The following is a 19,133-nucleotide window of genomic DNA, read 5'->3' as shown; positions in this document are numbered from 1 at the left end:
ATTTTAGGTTGGAAAACAGCAATTAAGCCGTTTTCATATACCCTAAAAGGATACCACCTAAAATGACTAAAAGGCAACCAACAATAACATAAACAAGTTCTTTTTTCGTTTTCTTTTCTCCTAAAATGAAAATACCGCCTAGAGTAGAGATGATGATCCCCATTTGAGAAAGTGAGAAACCTACAGCTAAACCAAGAGATTTCACTGTTATAAGCATGCACACGTTCCCAATTCCCCACAGCAATCCGCAGATCATGTTTTTCCAAACAAATTGATCGACTTTTACTTTACGGAAAGCAAAGAAACTTGCACCTAAAATCATCCCGATGCTTTGAGGAAGGATGATTGACATCGCATCCAAATTAGCCCAGTTGACAATGATCGTATACACACCGTAACCAATCGTAGAATAGATCAATGCTCTAAAGCCTTTACCAAAATCAAGCATTTTATTGTCTGTATCTACTTTTCCTTCATCATCTTGGCGCGCGGTTAAATAAGCACCGCTTACAAGAAGAGCTAAAGCAATAATACCGTATACATAATCTTTCGTTTGTGTCCATTCATGGAAGAAGACAGCGCCCGCAATCGTATTCAAAATCAATTGAAAACCAGTAGAAAGTGGTAATCCAACAGAGACGCCCATAAATTTCATCCCATGGAATTGACCGTTTTGTCCAACACTCCAAGCAAGACCAGATAAAAAGCCGATCAAGAAAATCCAAGGTGTGATCGTAGGACTAACAATGAAAAAGACAACTAATGAAAAAATGAATGCGCCAATCGTCATTCCTAATGTTTGCTGATTGGCATCGCCACCAATTTTTCCACTTACTAAACCGATACTACCCCATGCTACCATAGGGATTAATGCTATTAAAATTTCCATAACTAATCTCCTTTTATTTCACATGATAAGAAACTTATCAGCGAAAACGTTCACAACACAAGAAGTTTTTTTCGATTCTAACTGTTTTCTAACGTTTCTCATTATAGAAATTTAAAATTGGGAAAAATAGGGTCATTGTCGTCCCTTCTCCTTCTGTCGATTCAGCGATTAGTTCAATACCGATTTTTTCAGCGAGGGATTTGGCTAAATAAAGACCCAATCCAGTGGAATGAGTTTTACTCAGTCGTCCGTTTGTGCCAGTGAATCCTTTATCAAAGATACGAGCTAAATCTTCTTTGGGAATCCCTATTCCCGTGTCTTTGATGGCTAAAGACACGCCACTTTTGCCTTTTTCAATTGAAATAATGATTTCTTTGTTGTCAGGAGTGTATTTGATCGCATTACTAAGGATTTGTTTGAAAATAAAGGTCACCCATTTCGCATCAGTCAATACTCGCTGATCTTCGCCCACGATTTCATAGCGCAAGTTTTTTTGGATAAAATAATTGGCTTGGCTACGCATCACTGGTTGGATAATGCTCTTCAATTCATACTCTTGGATCAAATAGTCCTTTGAAAAACTATCTAATCGGGCATAGTACAGTACCTGCTCTACATACTCATTGATTTTTGCCAATTCATTTTCTAAAAGTGTATATTTTTGATCGTCGATATCAAATTCGATCGAGCGTACTAATAATTCAGAGGCTGCCAAAGGTACTTTTATTTCATGGACCCATGAATCAATATAATCCTTTTGATCTTGTTGGTTGGTGATCGCTTCTTGCATAACTGTTTGGTGTTCACGGATCAGTTGATTGATGTATTCTTCCACCAATTTTTCTTCTTCTGTATGGCTACCACTCAAGTAATTTTGTAATGGCGATGTCTGCTGTAAATTAGCTAATTTCCCCCACCAACGGCGTTTACTCAAATAATTGACAAATAAATAAAAAATCAAAAAGACTCCTTGGATCAAGGCGAGATATCCCACAGTTCCCCAGTCGATCATAATGTTCGGTGCCAACCACATGACGAAGATCGTCAGTCCAACAAAAAAAAGCCAGCCTAAGATCATAGACCACTGATCTTTTAAATAACTTAAAAATTTCATCTTCTACTGCTCATCCTTTCAGGGAACGATATACCCCTGGCCGACTTTTGTTTCGATATATCCATTGATACCCGCTTGTTCGATTTTTCTACGCAACCGATTGATGTTCACCGTCAATGTGTTGTCATCAACGAATCGTTCGTCATCCCACAATGCTCGTAACAGTTTTTCTCGGCTTAGGATCTTTCCATGTTGTTTCATGAGAATAAATAGCAAGCGATATTCATTTTTACTCAAATCGATGATTTCTCCATTGATTTCCATGCTTCCGTTATCGACATTCAGTGTGATCCCATTGTGGCTCATCATTTCACTAGACAGTTCAGCATAATTATAAGAACGGCGAAGTAGTGCATTGATTTTAGCAATCAATACATCGATTTGAAATGGCTTGGTCACAAAATCATCTGCCCCCATATTCATTGCCATGATCATATCCATATTTGTATTTCTGCTTGAGATAAAAATGATCGGTACTTTTGAAACTTCCCGGATTTTCTGACACCAATAATAACCATCAAATACAGGTAAATTGATATCTAATAACACTAGTTGTGGTTCTTCCTGTTCAAAATCTGTAAATACTTGATTGAAATCGGTTGTACCATATGTTTCGAATTGCCATTTTTCCAACTCTTCCATGATCAACTGCCGAATGATTTCTTCATCCTCTACCACCATAATTTTCGCCATGATGTAGCCCCCCTACTTTTTGCTTATTTTTACCATATCAAAGAAGACGTGATACGACAAGCAAGTTTCTTTTTCTATTTTCCTGATTGTTCAAGAATAAAACAAGAGACTTCAGACCGATTTTACTTTCTCCTATTCATTTTTAGATTTTTTTAATTTCTTGATTTTTCTAAAAATAAAATAGCTGAAAAGTAGCAAAAATAATAATGCTCCAGCCGAAAGCAAGACGGCTAGCCAAAATTGATAGTTTTTTGTTCTTTTGATTCGTTCATTGGCAGATCCATCCATCTGCGTTCTTTTCGCAGTGACAAGTAAGCGATGGGTGTTGACCGCATAAGGGGTACAGGTAACTAGTGTGACCAAATCTTGATTTTTTTTGATCGATAATTTTTCCACGTTTGTAGGTAGCACAACGGTTTTTTCAACGACTTTATACGCTAATTTTTCCCCCATCACGTCTAAATAGAAAACGTCCTCTTTTGCTAATCTATTTAAATCAGTAAACAGCTTCTTTTTACCCATTCCACTATGGGCAGTAATAACCGAATGCGTTTCATTTCCGCCAATTGGAAATGAACTACCTTGTAATACAGTGGCACCTTTTTCCAATAATTGGTCATTCGTTTCATCAAATAAAGGCAAACTCACCTTGATTTTAGGAATATAAATCGCTCCGATCAAATGCTCCTTGTAGAGATTTTTTTGGGATCCTTTTTCATTTTTCACCGCTTGTTTAAACGGATCTTTGACTTTACCCATGCCTAAAAAGCGCCATTCTTCCGCAAGTTCTTGGTTTTTAGCTTGGTACTCTTCTAGTATTTTCTTTTGTGTCGCATCTTTTTCTTTTGCGATTTGTTGTTGGTAGCTTGCAATTCGTTGCTGATCCCAATAATTACTGATTGCATTTGCCAAAAAAGGATATGTAAAGACCGCTGCACCGATAAAAAAGGTCACTGCCATCATCAATTTTAAACATATTGTTGCTTTTTTTTCTCGCTGCTTTTTTTTCATTTCAAGCACTTCCTTAAAAAATCGCAGCAGCTAATCACTTTAACTGCTGCGACTTCGGATTTATCATTTTTTTCAATAGTAGCCGATTATTCTGTTGCTTTTGATTTTCTATACCATGTATAGGCGCCGATCATTAGACTCAGTCCAACCAGTAAGAAGGCGAAAATACCATTGCCCCCAGTTGATGGTAGATACCCTTTTTTAATGTTCGGAATACTTTCTTCCCCAGGATTTACTTGACCTGAAACAGATACACTTTCATCGTAGCTTCCAAATAAAACCGTGAATGTTGTAAATGCTTTATCCCCAGCCGGCAAAGCATAGCCGCTTGGTGCTACGACTTCTTTTGCATGATACGTACCGTAATCCAATCCTTGTACTTCAAATTTCCCTTGGTTATCAGAAGTGAACTTCGTTGCAGCAACTCCTGATCCTGAGTCTGACCAAACGATTCTATCTGCATCCGCTGCATAGGTTTCTAGTGCTGTTGTTCCTTTGTAAAAGACCGCAAATTTATCCTTGTTACCATTCCAGATCTCAAATTGGGCACCACTCAGCGTCTGTTTACTTGAAGCATCATATTTTTCAAACTTTCTACCGCCAGTGGCTACTTTTTCGTCTGGAATCACTTTTTCATTGTAATCGTAGGCATCATTACGTCCGATCAAGATCGTTGCAGTGTTATTATGAAATTCATCTGCTTTAATCGTTGCTGTCACTAGCATATTGTAGGTGATCGTTAAATCGCCTCCACGTCCTTCGGCTAATTTAGCTAACGTTTCTGCATTAGCCGCACCATTTGTTTCTGTTAAGATCGTTACTGCAAAACCATTACCGCTTTGTGCGACAGAATAATCTGTTCCCTTAACTAATTCTTCCTCTCCGACTTTTACCTCTATCTCTTGATCAAAGTAGCTTAATCCTGCTGTTGGTGTATCTGTTATTACGAAGTTTTTAATGACAGCAGACGAATCACCATTGATCGAATCAATAAAATAAGGAATCGGTGCAGTGATCGTATATGAAACTTGTTTTCCTTTTTCTAAATCAAGATATGAAATCGTTTCTGTACCTTCGTCACCTTTATCGAGGATAACTTCTCTTAGTTCATCACCAGCAGGTACATTCATTTTTTTATCTGCTTCTCGTACTTCATTTTTGGGGTAGAGATGGACATCTGTGTTGAATGTGTCTTTCCAAGAGCTACCATCCCACGTGCCATCAACCACATTTGGCATCATCACTGGCATCATCACGACCATTGGCGCAGCAACTTTAGAAATATGGGCTGGCGAATAAGTTTCTAAAAACAGATAGACTTTATCTTTCCCATCGTCATCACTGACTTGTACATTGTTAAAGACTGCTGTTCCATTATCGGTTGTGGTATGACTATCAATTGGGTCTACACCATTAAGGATCGTGTTCCAATCTTTGTAATCTTTTTTTTGCATCCATGCAATTGCTGCAGCAGCAGTCATCCCATCATCAACATCTTGCGTATCTGGATCATCCTTTAACAAGCCGTAATACACCGCAGACACATCGAATTGCTCAAAATCCACGCCAGCTATATTCTCTTCTCCAAATTTATCCGAAACCAGACCACTATTCGCTTGATCAGCTGGTAAGGACTCAAAGCCCTTTTTGTGTAATGTGATCGTGATCTCACTTGGTTTTTCTGACACTTCTGCGGCTTTCGTATCCTGGCTATTCCCAAATCCCACAGTTGCAAGTAACAATATACTGAACCCTTTTATCAAATTCAACTTATTCATTTTTTTCTCCCCGTTCCTTTTTTAGTTTTAAACCCGCACCTATGATCAAGACTATTCCGATTAATGAAATCAATGATTTTGTCTCATTTGCTTTTGGATAACTCAACCAAGTGGATTCCTTCGGTTCTTGTCGATCTGGTGTAAGATTCGCTTGCTTGTTGCTGTCTTCGGTAGTTTTTTTGTTCGTTTTTTCATTGTATACCCGTGGCTTGGCTTCGGTATAAGCTACTTTAGGCACATTCCCGGATTCTAGTTCTGCCATTTCTTGTCCATTGACTGTGACATAGTTTGGTTGTCCATCGGCATTCTGCCAAGACCTTGGAATCACTACTTCGATTTTTTGATTTTCTTTACTAATGGTATAATCATCCACACTTTTCAGTTCTTCAAAATAGTATGTGCCTGCAGGTAATAATCGCCCACCTGTGGTGACTAGACCATCTTTATCAGAAATGAATTTACTAACGTTCACATCCCCCAATGGATCGTTAGCTTGTGGCTCAATCCATTTATTCTTCAAATCAGTCGAAGGTGACATATCTAAATAGTATTTCTTCCCCTCAATCAGTTGATACAATGCAAAGACCACGCCTTGCAATGGAACTCCCGTTTCTTGTGATCCTTGTTGACGCCCGTATTTAAAGAAATACGGATCACGTAGATAGCCGACGTTTTTCGGATAGATATGAATCTGTGATAGTTCATTTGTGTGGTCCATTGGATCCACGATTGGCAAAACGGCAACAATTGGGATTGCATGTTGATCCAAGTCAACATTTAAGCCAGTTTCTCGGTCGATCGATTCTTCAAAAATCAGATACACAGCATCTCGGTCTTGATTTTTCTTAGGTGCAGTGATTCGAGCAATCCCATCCCCTAAATTTCCTACCTGATCGAATGCCGTGGTAACTGGCGGACCTACTTTTTCTAAATTTTCGCTCGCAATCAGTTCGTTGATCGTTGAGCGATCCATTGCAGCAAAATTTTGTACAAATTCTTCGCTCGTCATTTGGCCTTTTTGCTTCTCATAATAATCAGTCAGTTCGTACATCTGGAAAATTGCACCATTCAATGGCTCAGTTTGCGAGAGTAACGTGTCTTTTTGGTCAGTAGCAATCTCTAATCCATCATTTTGATGAAAGACTTCTTCTGTGTAATCCACATCGCGGACCATTCTCTTATGCAAAATGAATTCAACCGTGTTTCCCGTATTTTCTTGCGCATGACTCTTAATAGAAAATAACGTTGTTATGATTGGCAAGAAAACAAGTATTGGGAGAAGTAGCATGCCTACTTTTTTCATGATCAGACCCTCCCTTTCCTATGACTCTTAACATACAGTACGCCACCAATCAGCGCGGAGACCCCTATAAGGAGTGCCGCAATGATGAAATAGAGGTAAGGGCCTGTTCCACCAGTAGCTGGTAATGGCTTCTCTGGGTCATTTCCAATATTCACTAATAATTGGATGCGGTTGTCTGTTGTCAACTCATAGGTTACTTCTTGCGTAACTGACGGGTCATCCGTTCCACCATCTGGATAATAGGCTATTTCGGCTTTCAAACTGCCTTTTTCTTTTCCAGGGATAACTTCTCCTCCTGATGTTTCCGCCGTTTCTCGATAACTGATGGTCAAAATAAAATGTCCCGGCAAACGCATGTATCCGTCTGGAGCTGTTTCTTCTTTGATCCGGTAATTTCCTGCAGCTAAATCTTGTGAAAGAAACTTCGAAAGGTCGGCTTGATCTGGTGTCAAGCCATCAGCAATCAATTCATAGTCTCCAGCCACTTCACGTTCAAGTGAGAATGCAGCTCCTGGCAATTTTTGATTATTCGTACTATCTAGCTTGAATAGCGTTAAATCAAGCGGTGCGAGTTCATTTTTCAGCGTAACTTGTAATACGCCATCAATAATCGCATAGTCCTCTCCTAAATCGGCTGTCTCATCAGTGATCGCCACTCCATTGATCACAAATTGACCTTCTTCATTCAATCCAAATGAAGCAGTCTGACCAGAGAGTTGGTAGCCATTTGGTGCAACTGCTTCAGAGATTTCATACTTACCCACAGCTAATTTCAAAGGATCGGTATATTCAAGATCCTCATATTTGTCGAGACCAACTCTATAAAGATAGAAGGAGCCAATGCCTGGTTCTTGAGGAGTTGGATCGCGTGGATTGCCTGTATAAGCTCGATACAGTGGGAATCCTAGATCGTCTGTCTTTTTGATATCGAAGCCCGCCCCATCTAATGGCTCACCATTTTGATCGACTTTTTTCACTTTGACTTCACGGTATCTAAAGGTGTTATACACCTCATAATCGATCCACAGCAGCCCGTCGTCGTCCTCGGTAAATGTTAAGTAGTGCCAACCTTCTTCATTTAACCGCTGATATTTGATCGTTCCCTCACTGTTTCCATAGATTTGCAAGAGCCAACCATCATTTTCTGTAGGATCTTCGAAGCCTTCTGGACTTTTTGTTTCTATAATCTTGTATTCTGCATACTTATCGCCTTCATCGCCATGTTCAAATGAATCGGGATCACCAAATGGATTAATAATTTTATTATTAGTTTCATCTAGGATGTAGTTTCCTTCTCCATTGACACGATAGAGCGTCAAGAGCCCTTTTTTGTCTTCTTTTACATTAAATCCAGAAACACCTTTAGCAATCGCATTTCCTTGTGCATTCCCTTCGCCATTTGTCTTGTAGACTTCAAATTCTGCGCCATTGATTGGTACGTCACTATCTTTGACCAGCTTTTCAATATTCAAGTGAACAGGTTTGAACTCATTACGTATTTCTAGTTTGACGTAAAGATCTTTATAATCTGTTTCCTCATCGTTTGGTTCTTGCACAACTGAAAATGTGTGGTGTGCTCCTTTATTAGTAGCATTTTTGTCTTCGCCTTCAGGACCACCAACTCGTTCTCCTGAAGTACTCGCATTCACCAATTCATAATGTCCTAATTTCTCCCCCACACCTGCAATGTATTTTTTTATTTGAAACGAATACGTCTCATCAATCAATTGATAACGTGGCGGACCTGAGATTTCTCTTATCCAATAAACATCACTGTCTGCGCCGCCTTCATCTCCAAGTATAGGAATCTTGGTTTCAAAAATAGCCAGTCCGTCATTCGTCGTCCGTCTTATTTCAATCGGTTCTACTTCACTTTTATCAGGATCTTCATCATATAAAGCAAAATCTACACCCGCCAGTGCTTCACCATCTTGCCCAGTCTTTTGGATTTGCAGATTTCGATCCTTGTGTTCATATCGAATCGACGGAGCTGGCAGATACATTCGCCCTGTCGCTCGATCGTTTTGATAATCCTCTAGATTTTGTAGATAAGCCATATTATTCACTGTGTAGAACTTACCATCTTGTGCCCCCCCATCTAATTTGACTTGGTACTTGATCCGAACCATTTCGCCTTCTCCTAACGAAATCGGAGAAAACGCATATGCATGATTCTCATGTCCTTGATATTGTGTTGGTGTTGCTACAACATCTGGTGGCTTCGTTCCATGTTTTGATACATCCCAAACTTCTGGTGCTTCATATTTTGTCCCTGATTCGCTGTTCTCCAAATGGTAATACTGGATTTCTGCCGAATTCCCGCCCCCAAACAGTGAAACATTGAATCCCGTTTCATCATATAGCGTCGCCTGTTCGATCGTTTTTTTGAATGTTGCAGAGATATTTTCTAAAGCATCTACAATTTCTGCTTTGTTATTGGCATTATAATAATAAGGATCTGTCCCATTCGGCTTCGTATCAGCAATATTTTTCAACACATTTCGACCAATCGCATCTAATCGCTGTCTACCAGAAACATTTCCTTCAATTCCTAAACCAATCGTAAAAATATTTGGCGGCGATTCATAGGTATTTTTTAGCCAATGATGATACGCCACGGTATTGATTGCTGAAGATTTTTCTTGAGTAGTAGCCGCTCCAGTCGTATCATTATCTGCGCCTCCAGTTCCTGCCCAATGCGTTGCTTTACTGTCGCCATCTTTTACTTCTCCATAACGATATTGAATTTGATTCGTGTTAGCTGGCCGGTTGAAATCTGTCGCATAGGTTACAGGATACGTAAAACCAGCATTAGAAGTATTTCCGGAAAAGGTTTCAAAATTTTTAAAGAGGGTCCCGTTATCTATTGCCAGTTTATCTGGCATCACATTCCAACTGTTCCAATTATTGCCTCCCCTCGAAGTTCTTGACTGAATCGGTGCATAGCTAAAGGTAGGGGTACCATCCCCCACAACAATCAAAATCTTCTCAGCATTCCGTTCTTCGTCCGCATCATTCTTGTAGAGAACCTCATAGCCTTTTCTCAACCCTAATGTCAAAGGCGTTCCTCCAGAAGGTGTCCTTGTCAGTGCAGTGCTACTAGCTATTGAATTGATGTTATCTGTCATCGCTAAGGTATCTGAATTGATCATATCCTGATTATTAATCGCTGTACTTGAATGATAAAAATTGACTAACCCGATGCGGACATCCATTTCCGGAGCAGACAACAAATTTCTACTGATTTCAATAACTGATTCGCGTAATGCGGCATCTTTACTTTGACTTCCTGCTGAACCTGTCGTTCCTTCACTCATACTTGCTGATTTATCAAGGACGAATACTACATCGACCGGTGTGATGCTTTTATCTTCTCCACCAATCACATCTAAATAAACATTGTAAAGTGTGGTTGCGTCTTGTGGAGAAACACCCTCTTCTGTAGTACTTGGTAAAACTGGTTCCACCCATTTTTTCACATACGCACCATTATAATCTAAATAACTATTGGCAAAATTCCGTTCCGTTCCCCAAAGCTGAACTGTTTGAGCAGGGAGATTTGTATCTCCTTCGGTGGCAGTAGAACCATTATCCGTTGCGTAATTATAATTCCGCCAGTTTGCGCCCCCAATCGAATAATCAGAATCATCGATCAATTGATTATTATCGTAAAGCGAACCTTTATCTCCACTGTAGACTTTGCTGCTTTGACTCCAGTTATCTAACACACTAGTGAAGTCATTCGTGGCAAACAATGGATACCGATTTTGTTCGCTAGTTGCGGGACCTTGTGGATAAACATAGGTATATGGATCGTCAGTCGCAGTCGGACCAAGACGCGCTAAAATACCACTGAACAATGGACTCTGGATTCTAGCTAAGGGTTGTCCACTCGGAATGATCGGTTCGTCTGATTCTACAGATGTGTCATCTCGTTGCGTTTCAGCGGTTTCTTCTTTATTTTCAACAGCTTCTTGATTATCAGTTCCTTCGTTATTGTCAGCTGCTTCATTATCAGTTACCTTAACTTTCTCATCTACAACGACTTGAAGAGGCAACTCTCCTTCTTTGGTGTCTGGTAATTTTTCTGTTTCAAAAATCAACATTCCAGTTTCTTGATTCTTTGAATACACTTTTCCAACATACCATTCTTGTTCATTGATCGTTTCGGTTTTTAATTCTGCTCCCTCTTCGTCATAAGAGGCTAATCCGCTCCCACGGATATTGGTTACTGTGCCAATACCAGCTGCAGCGGTATCGATGGCAATACGGATCCTCCCTTCATTGTCACTTTTTTTCTTTTCAAATTCCAATGTCCATTCTAGGGTGTCTTCTTTTTCAACATATTTTCCTTCAATCTTCGCATAATCTTCATCTAGATAAACTTTCTTTTCTGTATTTGCAACGGTATCTGCAATTACATCTCGATCAGCTAGATGAATGATCGATTGAAAGGAGGGGCTCACCAACATACACATAGCAACAAACTGTAGCACCTTCAAGCCGATTTTTTTCACTTTTTTTACTCCCTTCCTCATAATTAAAAAACATGCGTGTTTTTTTACATAAATTAAAATGAATAAATACATAAACTTTCTCTTTTAATTTTAATTCATTTTTAATCATTATTCAAATGATATCCTAAACGCCGATACCTTCGCATTTATAACCGAGCAAAAATGAAAATAACTCTAACTATATTAAAACACCTTAGTATAAGGAATTAAAACCTAACAACAACAAAAGAATAATAGGCGTTTTATAGAATGTTCCTCATCAATAATATTAAAAAAGAAAATCAGTAAAAAAACTAAAATGAGAATAAAGAATAAATGATTAGAAAAATAAAATAACAATAATTCAAAAAGTTTGATAACTATCAATTTTATAAAATTTTTTCTATATTTTTATATTCGTTCTATCTACTTTCTTTACACGCTTCATAATCCTCACTTTATTCTTGCTTTTACCACTCAGTTCACCCTCAAAATTATTTATAAAAAAAGAAAAATAACTTTTTTGTTTCCAGATAACATGTTTTATACTACAAAAATGATTTAGCAATCGTTTTCTTTGATATTTTCCTCCATTCGTATCACAATAAAGAGGTATCAAAAAAAGATTAGGAGGAATTTTGATGTTCAGACACCAAAAAGAATTGCAGTTTGAAGCAAAACCAGATCGTCCCAATCCGTTGATCGCGAAATATTTACAAGAACTTATCGGTGGACAGTATGGAGAAATGAGTGTGGCAATGCAATACCTTTTCCAAGGATGGAGCTGCCGAGGAGAAGAAAAATACAAAGATATGCTGATGGATATTGCTACCGAAGAACTTGGCCATGTGGAAATGTTGGCTACGATGGTCGCACGTCTATTAGAAGATGCACCTGTGGAAGATCAAGAAGAAGCAATGAAAAAAGATCCAACGATTGGTGCGATTATTTCAGGAATGAATCCGCAACAAGCAATCGTTGCCGGCTTAGGACCACGTCCAGCAGACAGCGTTGGTAATCCTTGGAGCGGTAGTTATATTATTGCAAGTGGCAATTTACTTGCTGATTTCCGTGCCAATCTCAATGCGGAATCACAAGGACGCTTGCAAGTCGCGCGTATCTATGAAATGATCGATGACCGCGGCGTGAAAGATTTACTCTCTGTGCTACTTGCACGAGACAGCTATCACCAAAATCTATGGGCTAGCGCAGTAAAAGAATTAGAAGAAAATGAAGGTTCGATTCTTGTTCCAAGTACCTTCAATCGTGAAAATGAACGTAAAGATATCGCCTACGACTTTTATAATTTTTCCGAAGGTGATGAAAGCAGTAAAGGCCCTTGGGCTAATGGTAAAGCATTAGACGGTGAAGGCGAATATCAATGGTTGGATGAACCAAAGATCGAAGGAGCTAAGCCTAAGCTAAAACGTGTCACACCGAAAATGTATGGCACCCCTCCAGCTAAAAAGTAAAAAGAACGCCTCTAGCAATCGGTTTCTGATTGCTAGAGGCGCTTTTCTTTTATTCATTTATGATCAAACGACCGTAACTTCTACATCGATATTTCCTTTGGTCGCCTTGGAGTAAGGACAATAGTCGTGCGCTTGCTCTGCTAATTTCATTGCTTCTTCTTCACTGACATCCTCTACACGGACTTCTAGTACCACCCCGATTTTATATCCGCCTTCGTCAAGGGTATAAAGGGATACACGTGCCTTGACAGTAGAATCAACAGTTAGGTTCGCTTCTTTGATCATATGCTGTAACGCACCGTTAAAACAAGAAGCATATCCTGCTGCAAATAATTGTTCTGGGTTGGTTCCGTCCGCGTGTATGCCTGGGGGAGTGATCTTCATGTGCATGGAACCATTCGGTGCTTCAACTTCCCCTTCTCGCCCACCGTGATTGATCATCGCTGTTTCGTATAATTTTTTCATTGTACTACTCCTTTCGATAGTTCACTTCATATTACTAGTGTAAGTATATTCAGGAGTTTATACAAAGATTCTGCTTGTTATTCGAAAAGTAAAATACCATCTTCCACCAATTTTCCAAAGAATAGAAAGATGCCACTTGTAAGCAGCAATGTCATATTTGTTCCAAAATAAATGGCGATTTTTTCTACATAATCCTTGATATGATTGATTTTAAGATACATGAAAACCAAAAAATTCACCCCGTAGACCAACACTGTTAAAAAGATGATCATATTCATAACCATTTTTATCCCTTCCCCTCACTTTTTACCCTTCATCCTCCGCTAATATCAGTGGCTCAACATCTGGAAATGTTGCTAATTCTCGCGAGAGCACTTGTAACGCTGTGCTATTTTTTCCCTTTATATCATTTTCAATTTGTAAAACTAATAGAGGTTCATGGAGACTTGGACGAAGTAAGAACCAACCGTCGCCATAAACTCCTTTCAAATCATAACGAATGCCTTCTTGATTTTCTGGCTGTAATTTCATTCCCGGATATTTTTTTAATGCATCGGACAAACGCTGAATGATTTCTTTTCCTCTTTGTTGTGGATGATCGCTAGTCAACCCTAAGCGAATTTCTTGCACTTCAACCGGTTGCCTTAATCCTTGAATGATTGCTTCTAATGTCAACTGCTCCTCTTTTAATCTTGGGAGAAGCATCAATATTTTGGCGATCACGTAGGCACCATCATCTAAAAAATAATTTTCTTTAAACGCCGCATGTCCACTTGTTTCAATGGCTAACTGTGCATCGACACCTGATTCATTTAATGCCAACGCTCTGTTGATAACATTTCGATAGCCTGAGATATAGCGATCTTGTTTTCCCCCTTTTGATTCAATAAATGCTTGTAAATGTGTCGATGTTGGAGAATTCGTCACTATCGTCGTTCCTGGATGCTCATTCAAGACAATCATACTTAATAAGGCAATCAAATTATTTCGATTGATCACTTGGCCATTCCCACTCACTACTGCTGAACGATCCACATCTGTATCAAAGATCACACCTAGATCCGCTTTATTTGCCAACACTGCTTTTTTGATACTAGCCATTGCTTCTTGATTATCAGGATTAGGGATATGATTTGGAAAATGACCATCTGGCTCTAAGAACTGTGAACCAGTCGTATCCGCACCCAATTCTTCAAGAACAAGTTCAGCGAAAAAACCACCTGACCCATTCCCAGCATCCACAATGATTTTCCAACCGGCTAATGGTTTTTCATTTGTCGTTCCGATACCGTTCCTGATTTTCTGGACTAGATCTTTGGCATAGATAGTTACTAAATCTGCTTTACGTACCGATCCTGTATATCCATTTTTATTCTTTTCAGTGGCTTTTGTCAATATGAAAGCGATATCTTCTTTTTCGGCTCCACCTTGCATTGTAAAAAATTTCATGCCATTGAAGTAAAAAGGTAAATGACTTGCCGTCAACATGACACTCGCATCGCACTGGAATTGTGAGAACTGAGTTGCCATGAACATGGCAGGAGTAGTGGCTAAGTCAAAGTCGATGACATTGACTCCCTGATCGACTAGTCCTTTAATCAACGCTTCCTTTAATAGTGGTCCACTGATTCTGCTGTCACGCCCAATGCCGACAGTCAACTTTCCATCTTGATACTTTCGTCCATTTGCTTTTTTTAGCCAGGTAACAAATCCACAACTGATTTTTTCCATCTCTTTCGCTGTTAGATTTGCATCAAATTCCTCTGTTGAAATAGCAATCCCTCGAATATCCGAACCACTCTGCAGCGCTTTCATAAAAGACATTTCGTATCTTCCTCCTTTATTCTCTCATTTTTTCTAACTTTTCTGCAAATGCTTGTGCATCTTCTTCAGAGCGACAAATCACGATAAATGTGTCTACACCAGCAATTGTTGCAGCAACTTCTGGGTAGGCTGCTTCATCTAACCAATTCGTTACGACATCTGCGCCATCTTTTTCTGTTAACACGACAATCATGAATTGTACGATTTGAATTTTTAACACTTCTCTTTTGACAGCTGACTTTAGTCGTTCTTCATTCAATGTTTCAGATGGTTGACTAAATAATGCATAACGTACTTGCTTATTCTCATCATGGGATTTCACCAGCTTCATTTCTCGAATATCGCGGGAAATCGTCGCTTGAGTTGCTTTAACACCAACTTCTTGTAATTTAGCTAAAAGTTCTTCTTGGGTACTGACCGGTTGTTCCGTAATGATTCTGCGAATCAATGATTGTCGTTGGATTTTTTTCATACTGGACACCTCTCGTCTTTATTATAGCAAAAAAAAACTGATTTTTTTGTTCTTTTTAGTATTTTTTACTTTTATTTTCTATGAATCAACGAATCGATTTTGGAGCAATTGACACACGCAAAATCGTCTTCATTTTTTCTGGATTTGCTCTACGTGGATCACTCATATAGATTTCTTTATGCTCTTTAGACGTCCGTTCATAGCCTTCTTTTTGAATAAAATCAGCCAACTTTTTAAATGCTGCGGGTTCATCATCATATGGACCGACGTGTACCATTTGCGCAGTCAATCCCTCTTCGATCGTTACAAACTGCAATTGGTCTATCAGCTCGGACGGTAGTTTATGCGCACTTCGGACAAGAGCCTCCTGTGCCACTTCTTTGGTTACAAAACCAGGTTGTTTGATCATTAATTGATAAGCAAAATGTTTTTTTTGCATTACTTTTTCGTTGAGGTACTTCTCTTGTATTCCCCATAGACCTTCTAGTGGATACACCGTGTAAGGTTGATAGTTTGGAATAACCCAATCTTTCTTTGGTGACATCCGAATAGCATAACTCCATGCGTAAAGAGAAGCAACACGTCGCTGGAAATCTTCATCATTTGGGTCACCGACCCCATTGATACTAAAAAAATGCTGCTCAGGTAATACTAAGATCTGTGGTCTTTTCTTTATACTATAACCAGGCTCACTTTTTTTCCAATCGATTTTTTCCATTCCGTCCTCCTGTTATCTATCCATTCCATACTATCATAACTCTTTTACTCAGACTTGGCTAACGTTGTTGACACTAATTTTCATTCTATGCTAGAATATGCGATGTAAACAAATCGTACAGATAACACGTCACTGGCGTGTCGAGAGAGAGGCGATTTCTATTTTTTTAAATAGAAATCACTCTCTTTTTTTACGAAATTTTTTTGAGGTGAACACGATGACAAAACAAAAACATATTCTATTAGTACCTGCGGTGATCGCTACAGGTATGATGTCCTTTGCCGGAGTGTTGATTGAAACGGCAATGAACGTAACCTTTCCAACTTTGATCAACCAATTTCAATTAACTACAGCACAGGTCCAATGGGTTACGACTATCTATTTATTGATGATCTCGATCATCGTCCCCCTGTCGACTTATCTTACTAAAAATTTTAGTATACGCAGTCTTTTTCTACTGTCCAATCTACTGTTTTTAGCTGGAATTATCGTTGACTTCTTTTCTCCAACTTTTTTGATTTTACTCCTTGGTCGACTTCTGCAAGGAGCGGCGACAGGAATCGCATTACCTTTGATGTTCCATATTATTTTAACTTTTGCTCCGATGAATCGACGTGGCGCAATGATGGGAGTCGGGACTTTGACTACCGCTATTGCTCCTGCAATCGGACCGACTTACGGTGGTATTTTAACTTCGAATTTTACTTGGAATCATATTTTTCTTTTTCTTATTCCCGTATTACTGCTTTCATTAGTCATTGGGTTAGTTGCTATCCCTACTATTCCAGTTAAAAAGAGTGGCCGTTTAGACCTAGCAAGCGTCTTAGGTTTATGTCTCTTTTTTAGCGGAAGTTTGACTTTCTTGAGTATGTTAGGCACAACGGTGGGTTGGCTTGCGTTAGTTATCGCTATCATTGGCTGTTTCATTTTTTATCGACGCACAAAAAAAGCAGCATACCCTTTGATCCAATTGACTATTTTCCGCAACAAAACCTTTCGTTTATTTTTGTTTAGTTTTTTGATTTATCAGTTCTTATTGTTGGGTATTTCCTTTGTCCTACCTAATTTTGTACAGATTGTTCAGGGAAGTAGTCCATTCATCGCTGGCATCGCTATGCTTCCAGGAGCAGCTGTAGGAGCTTTGTTATCGCCTTTTTCTGGAAAATTACTAGATCAGTACGGACCTAAAAAACCGATTCTAGCTGGGTTGCTCCTTGCGCTTATCGGTTGGTCTGCACTTGTTCTTCTCATCGGACATGTTTCTCTGCTATTCTTGGTTCTTTGCCATGTGATCTATATGGTGGGTATCGGCTTATCTTACAGTAATATGATGACTACCGGGATGAATGCGTTGCAGGCAGATGCACAAAGTGATGGGAATGCTGTATTCAACACCTTACAACAATTTTCTGGAGCTGTTGCAACTTCTCTAGTAGCGATTATTATCAATCTTATCCAAGACCATACAACATTAAACTACCGAGATGCTACTACCTTAGGATCAAAAGTTGCTTTAGGCGTATTGCTTTTCTTACTGATAATCAGCTTTATCCAGTTCATCCAGTATAGTTTAGCAAAAAAGAAAGCATGATTTCTCTGTAAACTATTTCCCAGCAGTTTCTTACCTAGACGAGTACTTTTTCTCTAATCAACACTTCAGTCGTCTTAATATAAAGCACACACTGTTTCTAATAAGGAGGAACTGTCTCAACACTTTCTTGATCGACGAGTTTATGGAAAAATAGAGACTGAAAAAAGGAGGCTTTCTTTATGGAAAAAATTGCCATTATCGGTGGTGGGATCATTGGAATGACTTTAGCCAATTATCTTGATACAACAAAGTTTGAGATCGTACTTTACGATCATGGAGTAGGTCAAGCAACAAAAGCTAGCGCCGGGATTATTTCTCCTTGGCTCTCCAAAAGAAGAAACAAGAAATGGTACCATTTAGCAAAAGACGGCGCCGCTTTTTTCCCGAAATTAGTTCAAGATTTTTCACTTGGTCAATCGATCTATGCGCAGTCTGGTACCATCATACTCCGTAAAACGGAACAATTAGCCGAACTAGCTGATTTGGCCGAAGAAAGAAAAAAAGAGGCACCAGAAATCGGCAAGATTCGTTTACTGAAACCTGAGGAAACATCTGAACTTCTTCCTCTATTGAAGCGAACGCCCGCTTTGTATATCAGCGGTGGTGGAAAACTTGATGGAAAAACATTTTTAAATGAACTGTCTAAAAGACTTACTCATAAAGGGATCAAACAACTCCATGAAAAAGCGCACTTAAAGAGAGCTCAGGATGATTGGGTGATCGAAAGTGAGTCAGGAAAACAGAACTTCGACCGAGTGATCTTATCACCAGGACCTGCATTAAAAACCTTATTGGCTCCTTTAGGTTATCAGACAGATATCCGGCCTCAAAAAGGACAACTTGTGGTATTTGATACAGCTTCTTCCCAGAGCCAGGATTGGCCTGTCGCGATGTTGGATGGAGAAGCGGATTTGATCCCCTTTACTGATGGAAAAATTTTATTAGGCGCGACCCACGAAAATACTGGTGGTTGGGACTTGACCCCTACTGAAGAGGCTTATCGACAATTGAGTGAAAATGCTGCTAGTTTTTTGGAAGAACCACAAAAACTTTTTGCTCAATCACATCATCTCCAAGTGGGCACTCGTGCTTATACATCTGACTTTGCTCCATTCTTTGGTCCATTGCCAGATGATCCAGGACTCCTTGTTGCTAGCGGTCTCGGCTCATCTGGATTAACGACAGGACCCTTTATTGGTTATCTTTTAGCTATGTATCTGAATACTGGCTCTTGGCAAGGGGCTGATTATCAAAAGGAAATCCATACTTATATTAAAAAATGATCAATCAATAAAAAGCCGAGATAC

Annotated in this window: 15 protein-coding genes; 3 read left to right on the top strand and 12 right to left on the bottom strand. The window is 39.2% G+C overall.

Going from position 1 to position 19,133, the window contains the following annotated elements; all coding sequences use genetic code 11:
- Window positions 1-22: 22 nt before the first annotated feature.
- The 7 genes from FGQ66_RS08700 to FGQ66_RS08670 form a co-directional block, all read right to left on the bottom strand.
- Window positions 23-889 (bottom strand): GRP family sugar transporter, encoded by an 867-nt coding sequence (locus FGQ66_RS08700; RefSeq protein ID WP_005879350.1) that lies wholly within the window; start codon window positions 887-889, stop codon window positions 23-25.
- 88 nt (window positions 890-977) lie between these two features.
- Window positions 978-2,003, bottom strand: a complete 1,026-nt coding sequence (gene sapS / locus FGQ66_RS08695) for a two-component system sensor histidine kinase SapS (protein WP_005879352.1) — start codon at window positions 2,001-2,003, stop codon at window positions 978-980.
- 18 nt (window positions 2,004-2,021) lie between these two features.
- Entirely contained in the window at window positions 2,022-2,696 is a 675-nt protein-coding gene (sapR, locus tag FGQ66_RS08690) for a two-component system response regulator SapR (protein ID WP_005879354.1), read from the bottom strand.
- A 132-nt stretch (window positions 2,697-2,828) separates the two neighbouring features.
- Window positions 2,829-3,707: a class C sortase gene (locus FGQ66_RS08685; RefSeq protein WP_138302219.1), complete on the bottom strand. Its 879-nt coding sequence runs from the start codon at window positions 3,705-3,707 to the stop codon at window positions 2,829-2,831.
- 86 nt (window positions 3,708-3,793) lie between these two features.
- Entirely contained in the window at window positions 3,794-5,485 is a 1,692-nt protein-coding gene (locus FGQ66_RS08680) for a SpaH/EbpB family LPXTG-anchored major pilin (protein ID WP_138302218.1), read from the bottom strand.
- Window positions 5,478-6,788 (bottom strand): pilin N-terminal domain-containing protein, encoded by a 1,311-nt coding sequence (locus FGQ66_RS08675; protein ID WP_138302217.1) that lies wholly within the window; start codon window positions 6,786-6,788, stop codon window positions 5,478-5,480. Before FGQ66_RS08675 ends, FGQ66_RS08680 begins: the two co-directional genes overlap by 8 nt.
- Window positions 6,789-6,790: 2 nt before the next feature.
- Window positions 6,791-11,305: a VWA domain-containing protein gene (locus FGQ66_RS08670; RefSeq protein ID WP_138302216.1), complete on the bottom strand. Its 4,515-nt coding sequence runs from the start codon at window positions 11,303-11,305 to the stop codon at window positions 6,791-6,793.
- A 620-nt stretch (window positions 11,306-11,925) separates the two neighbouring features.
- On the opposite strand from FGQ66_RS08670, the gene FGQ66_RS08665 reads away from it, so the two are divergent.
- Window positions 11,926-12,756 carry a manganese catalase gene (locus FGQ66_RS08665; RefSeq protein ID WP_138302215.1) on the top strand — a complete coding sequence of 277 codons (831 nt, stop codon included), beginning with the start codon at window positions 11,926-11,928 and terminating at the stop codon, window positions 12,754-12,756.
- 63 nt (window positions 12,757-12,819) lie between these two features.
- Here FGQ66_RS08665 and FGQ66_RS08660 read toward each other — a convergent pair whose 3' ends face one another.
- From FGQ66_RS08660 to FGQ66_RS08640, 5 genes are all read right to left on the bottom strand, one after another.
- Entirely contained in the window at window positions 12,820-13,221 is a 402-nt protein-coding gene (locus tag FGQ66_RS08660) for an organic hydroperoxide resistance protein (RefSeq protein WP_138302214.1), read from the bottom strand.
- A gap of 77 nt (window positions 13,222-13,298) precedes the next feature.
- Window positions 13,299-13,505 (bottom strand): hypothetical protein, encoded by a 207-nt coding sequence (locus FGQ66_RS08655; RefSeq protein WP_005879368.1) that lies wholly within the window; start codon window positions 13,503-13,505, stop codon window positions 13,299-13,301.
- A 22-nt stretch (window positions 13,506-13,527) separates the two neighbouring features.
- Window positions 13,528-15,045, bottom strand: a complete 1,518-nt coding sequence (locus FGQ66_RS08650) for a phosphohexomutase domain-containing protein (protein ID WP_138302213.1) — start codon at window positions 15,043-15,045, stop codon at window positions 13,528-13,530.
- A 16-nt stretch (window positions 15,046-15,061) separates the two neighbouring features.
- Window positions 15,062-15,517, bottom strand: a complete 456-nt coding sequence (gene argR / locus FGQ66_RS08645; protein ID WP_081135640.1) for an arginine repressor — start codon at window positions 15,515-15,517, stop codon at window positions 15,062-15,064.
- An 85-nt stretch (window positions 15,518-15,602) separates the two neighbouring features.
- Entirely contained in the window at window positions 15,603-16,235 is a 633-nt protein-coding gene (locus tag FGQ66_RS08640) for a GyrI-like domain-containing protein (protein ID WP_138302212.1), read from the bottom strand.
- 217 nt (window positions 16,236-16,452) lie between these two features.
- Between FGQ66_RS08640 and FGQ66_RS08635 the strand changes: the two genes are divergently transcribed.
- Window positions 16,453-17,826: an MFS transporter gene (locus FGQ66_RS08635; RefSeq protein WP_138302211.1), complete on the top strand. Its 1,374-nt coding sequence runs from the start codon at window positions 16,453-16,455 to the stop codon at window positions 17,824-17,826.
- Window positions 17,827-18,005: 179 nt separating this feature from the next.
- Window positions 18,006-19,109 carry an NAD(P)/FAD-dependent oxidoreductase gene (locus FGQ66_RS08630; RefSeq protein ID WP_138302210.1) on the top strand — a complete coding sequence of 368 codons (1,104 nt, stop codon included), beginning with the start codon at window positions 18,006-18,008 and terminating at the stop codon, window positions 19,107-19,109.
- Window positions 19,110-19,133: the final 24 nt, after the last annotated feature.

This window comes from Enterococcus sp. BSD2780061688st2 D3 (assembly GCF_005844145.1).
Lineage (GTDB): Bacteria > Bacillota > Bacilli > Lactobacillales > Enterococcaceae > Enterococcus_B > Enterococcus_B durans.
The sequence above is the reverse complement of the archived record's forward strand: the minus strand, read 5'-3'. Positions and strand labels throughout refer to the sequence as shown.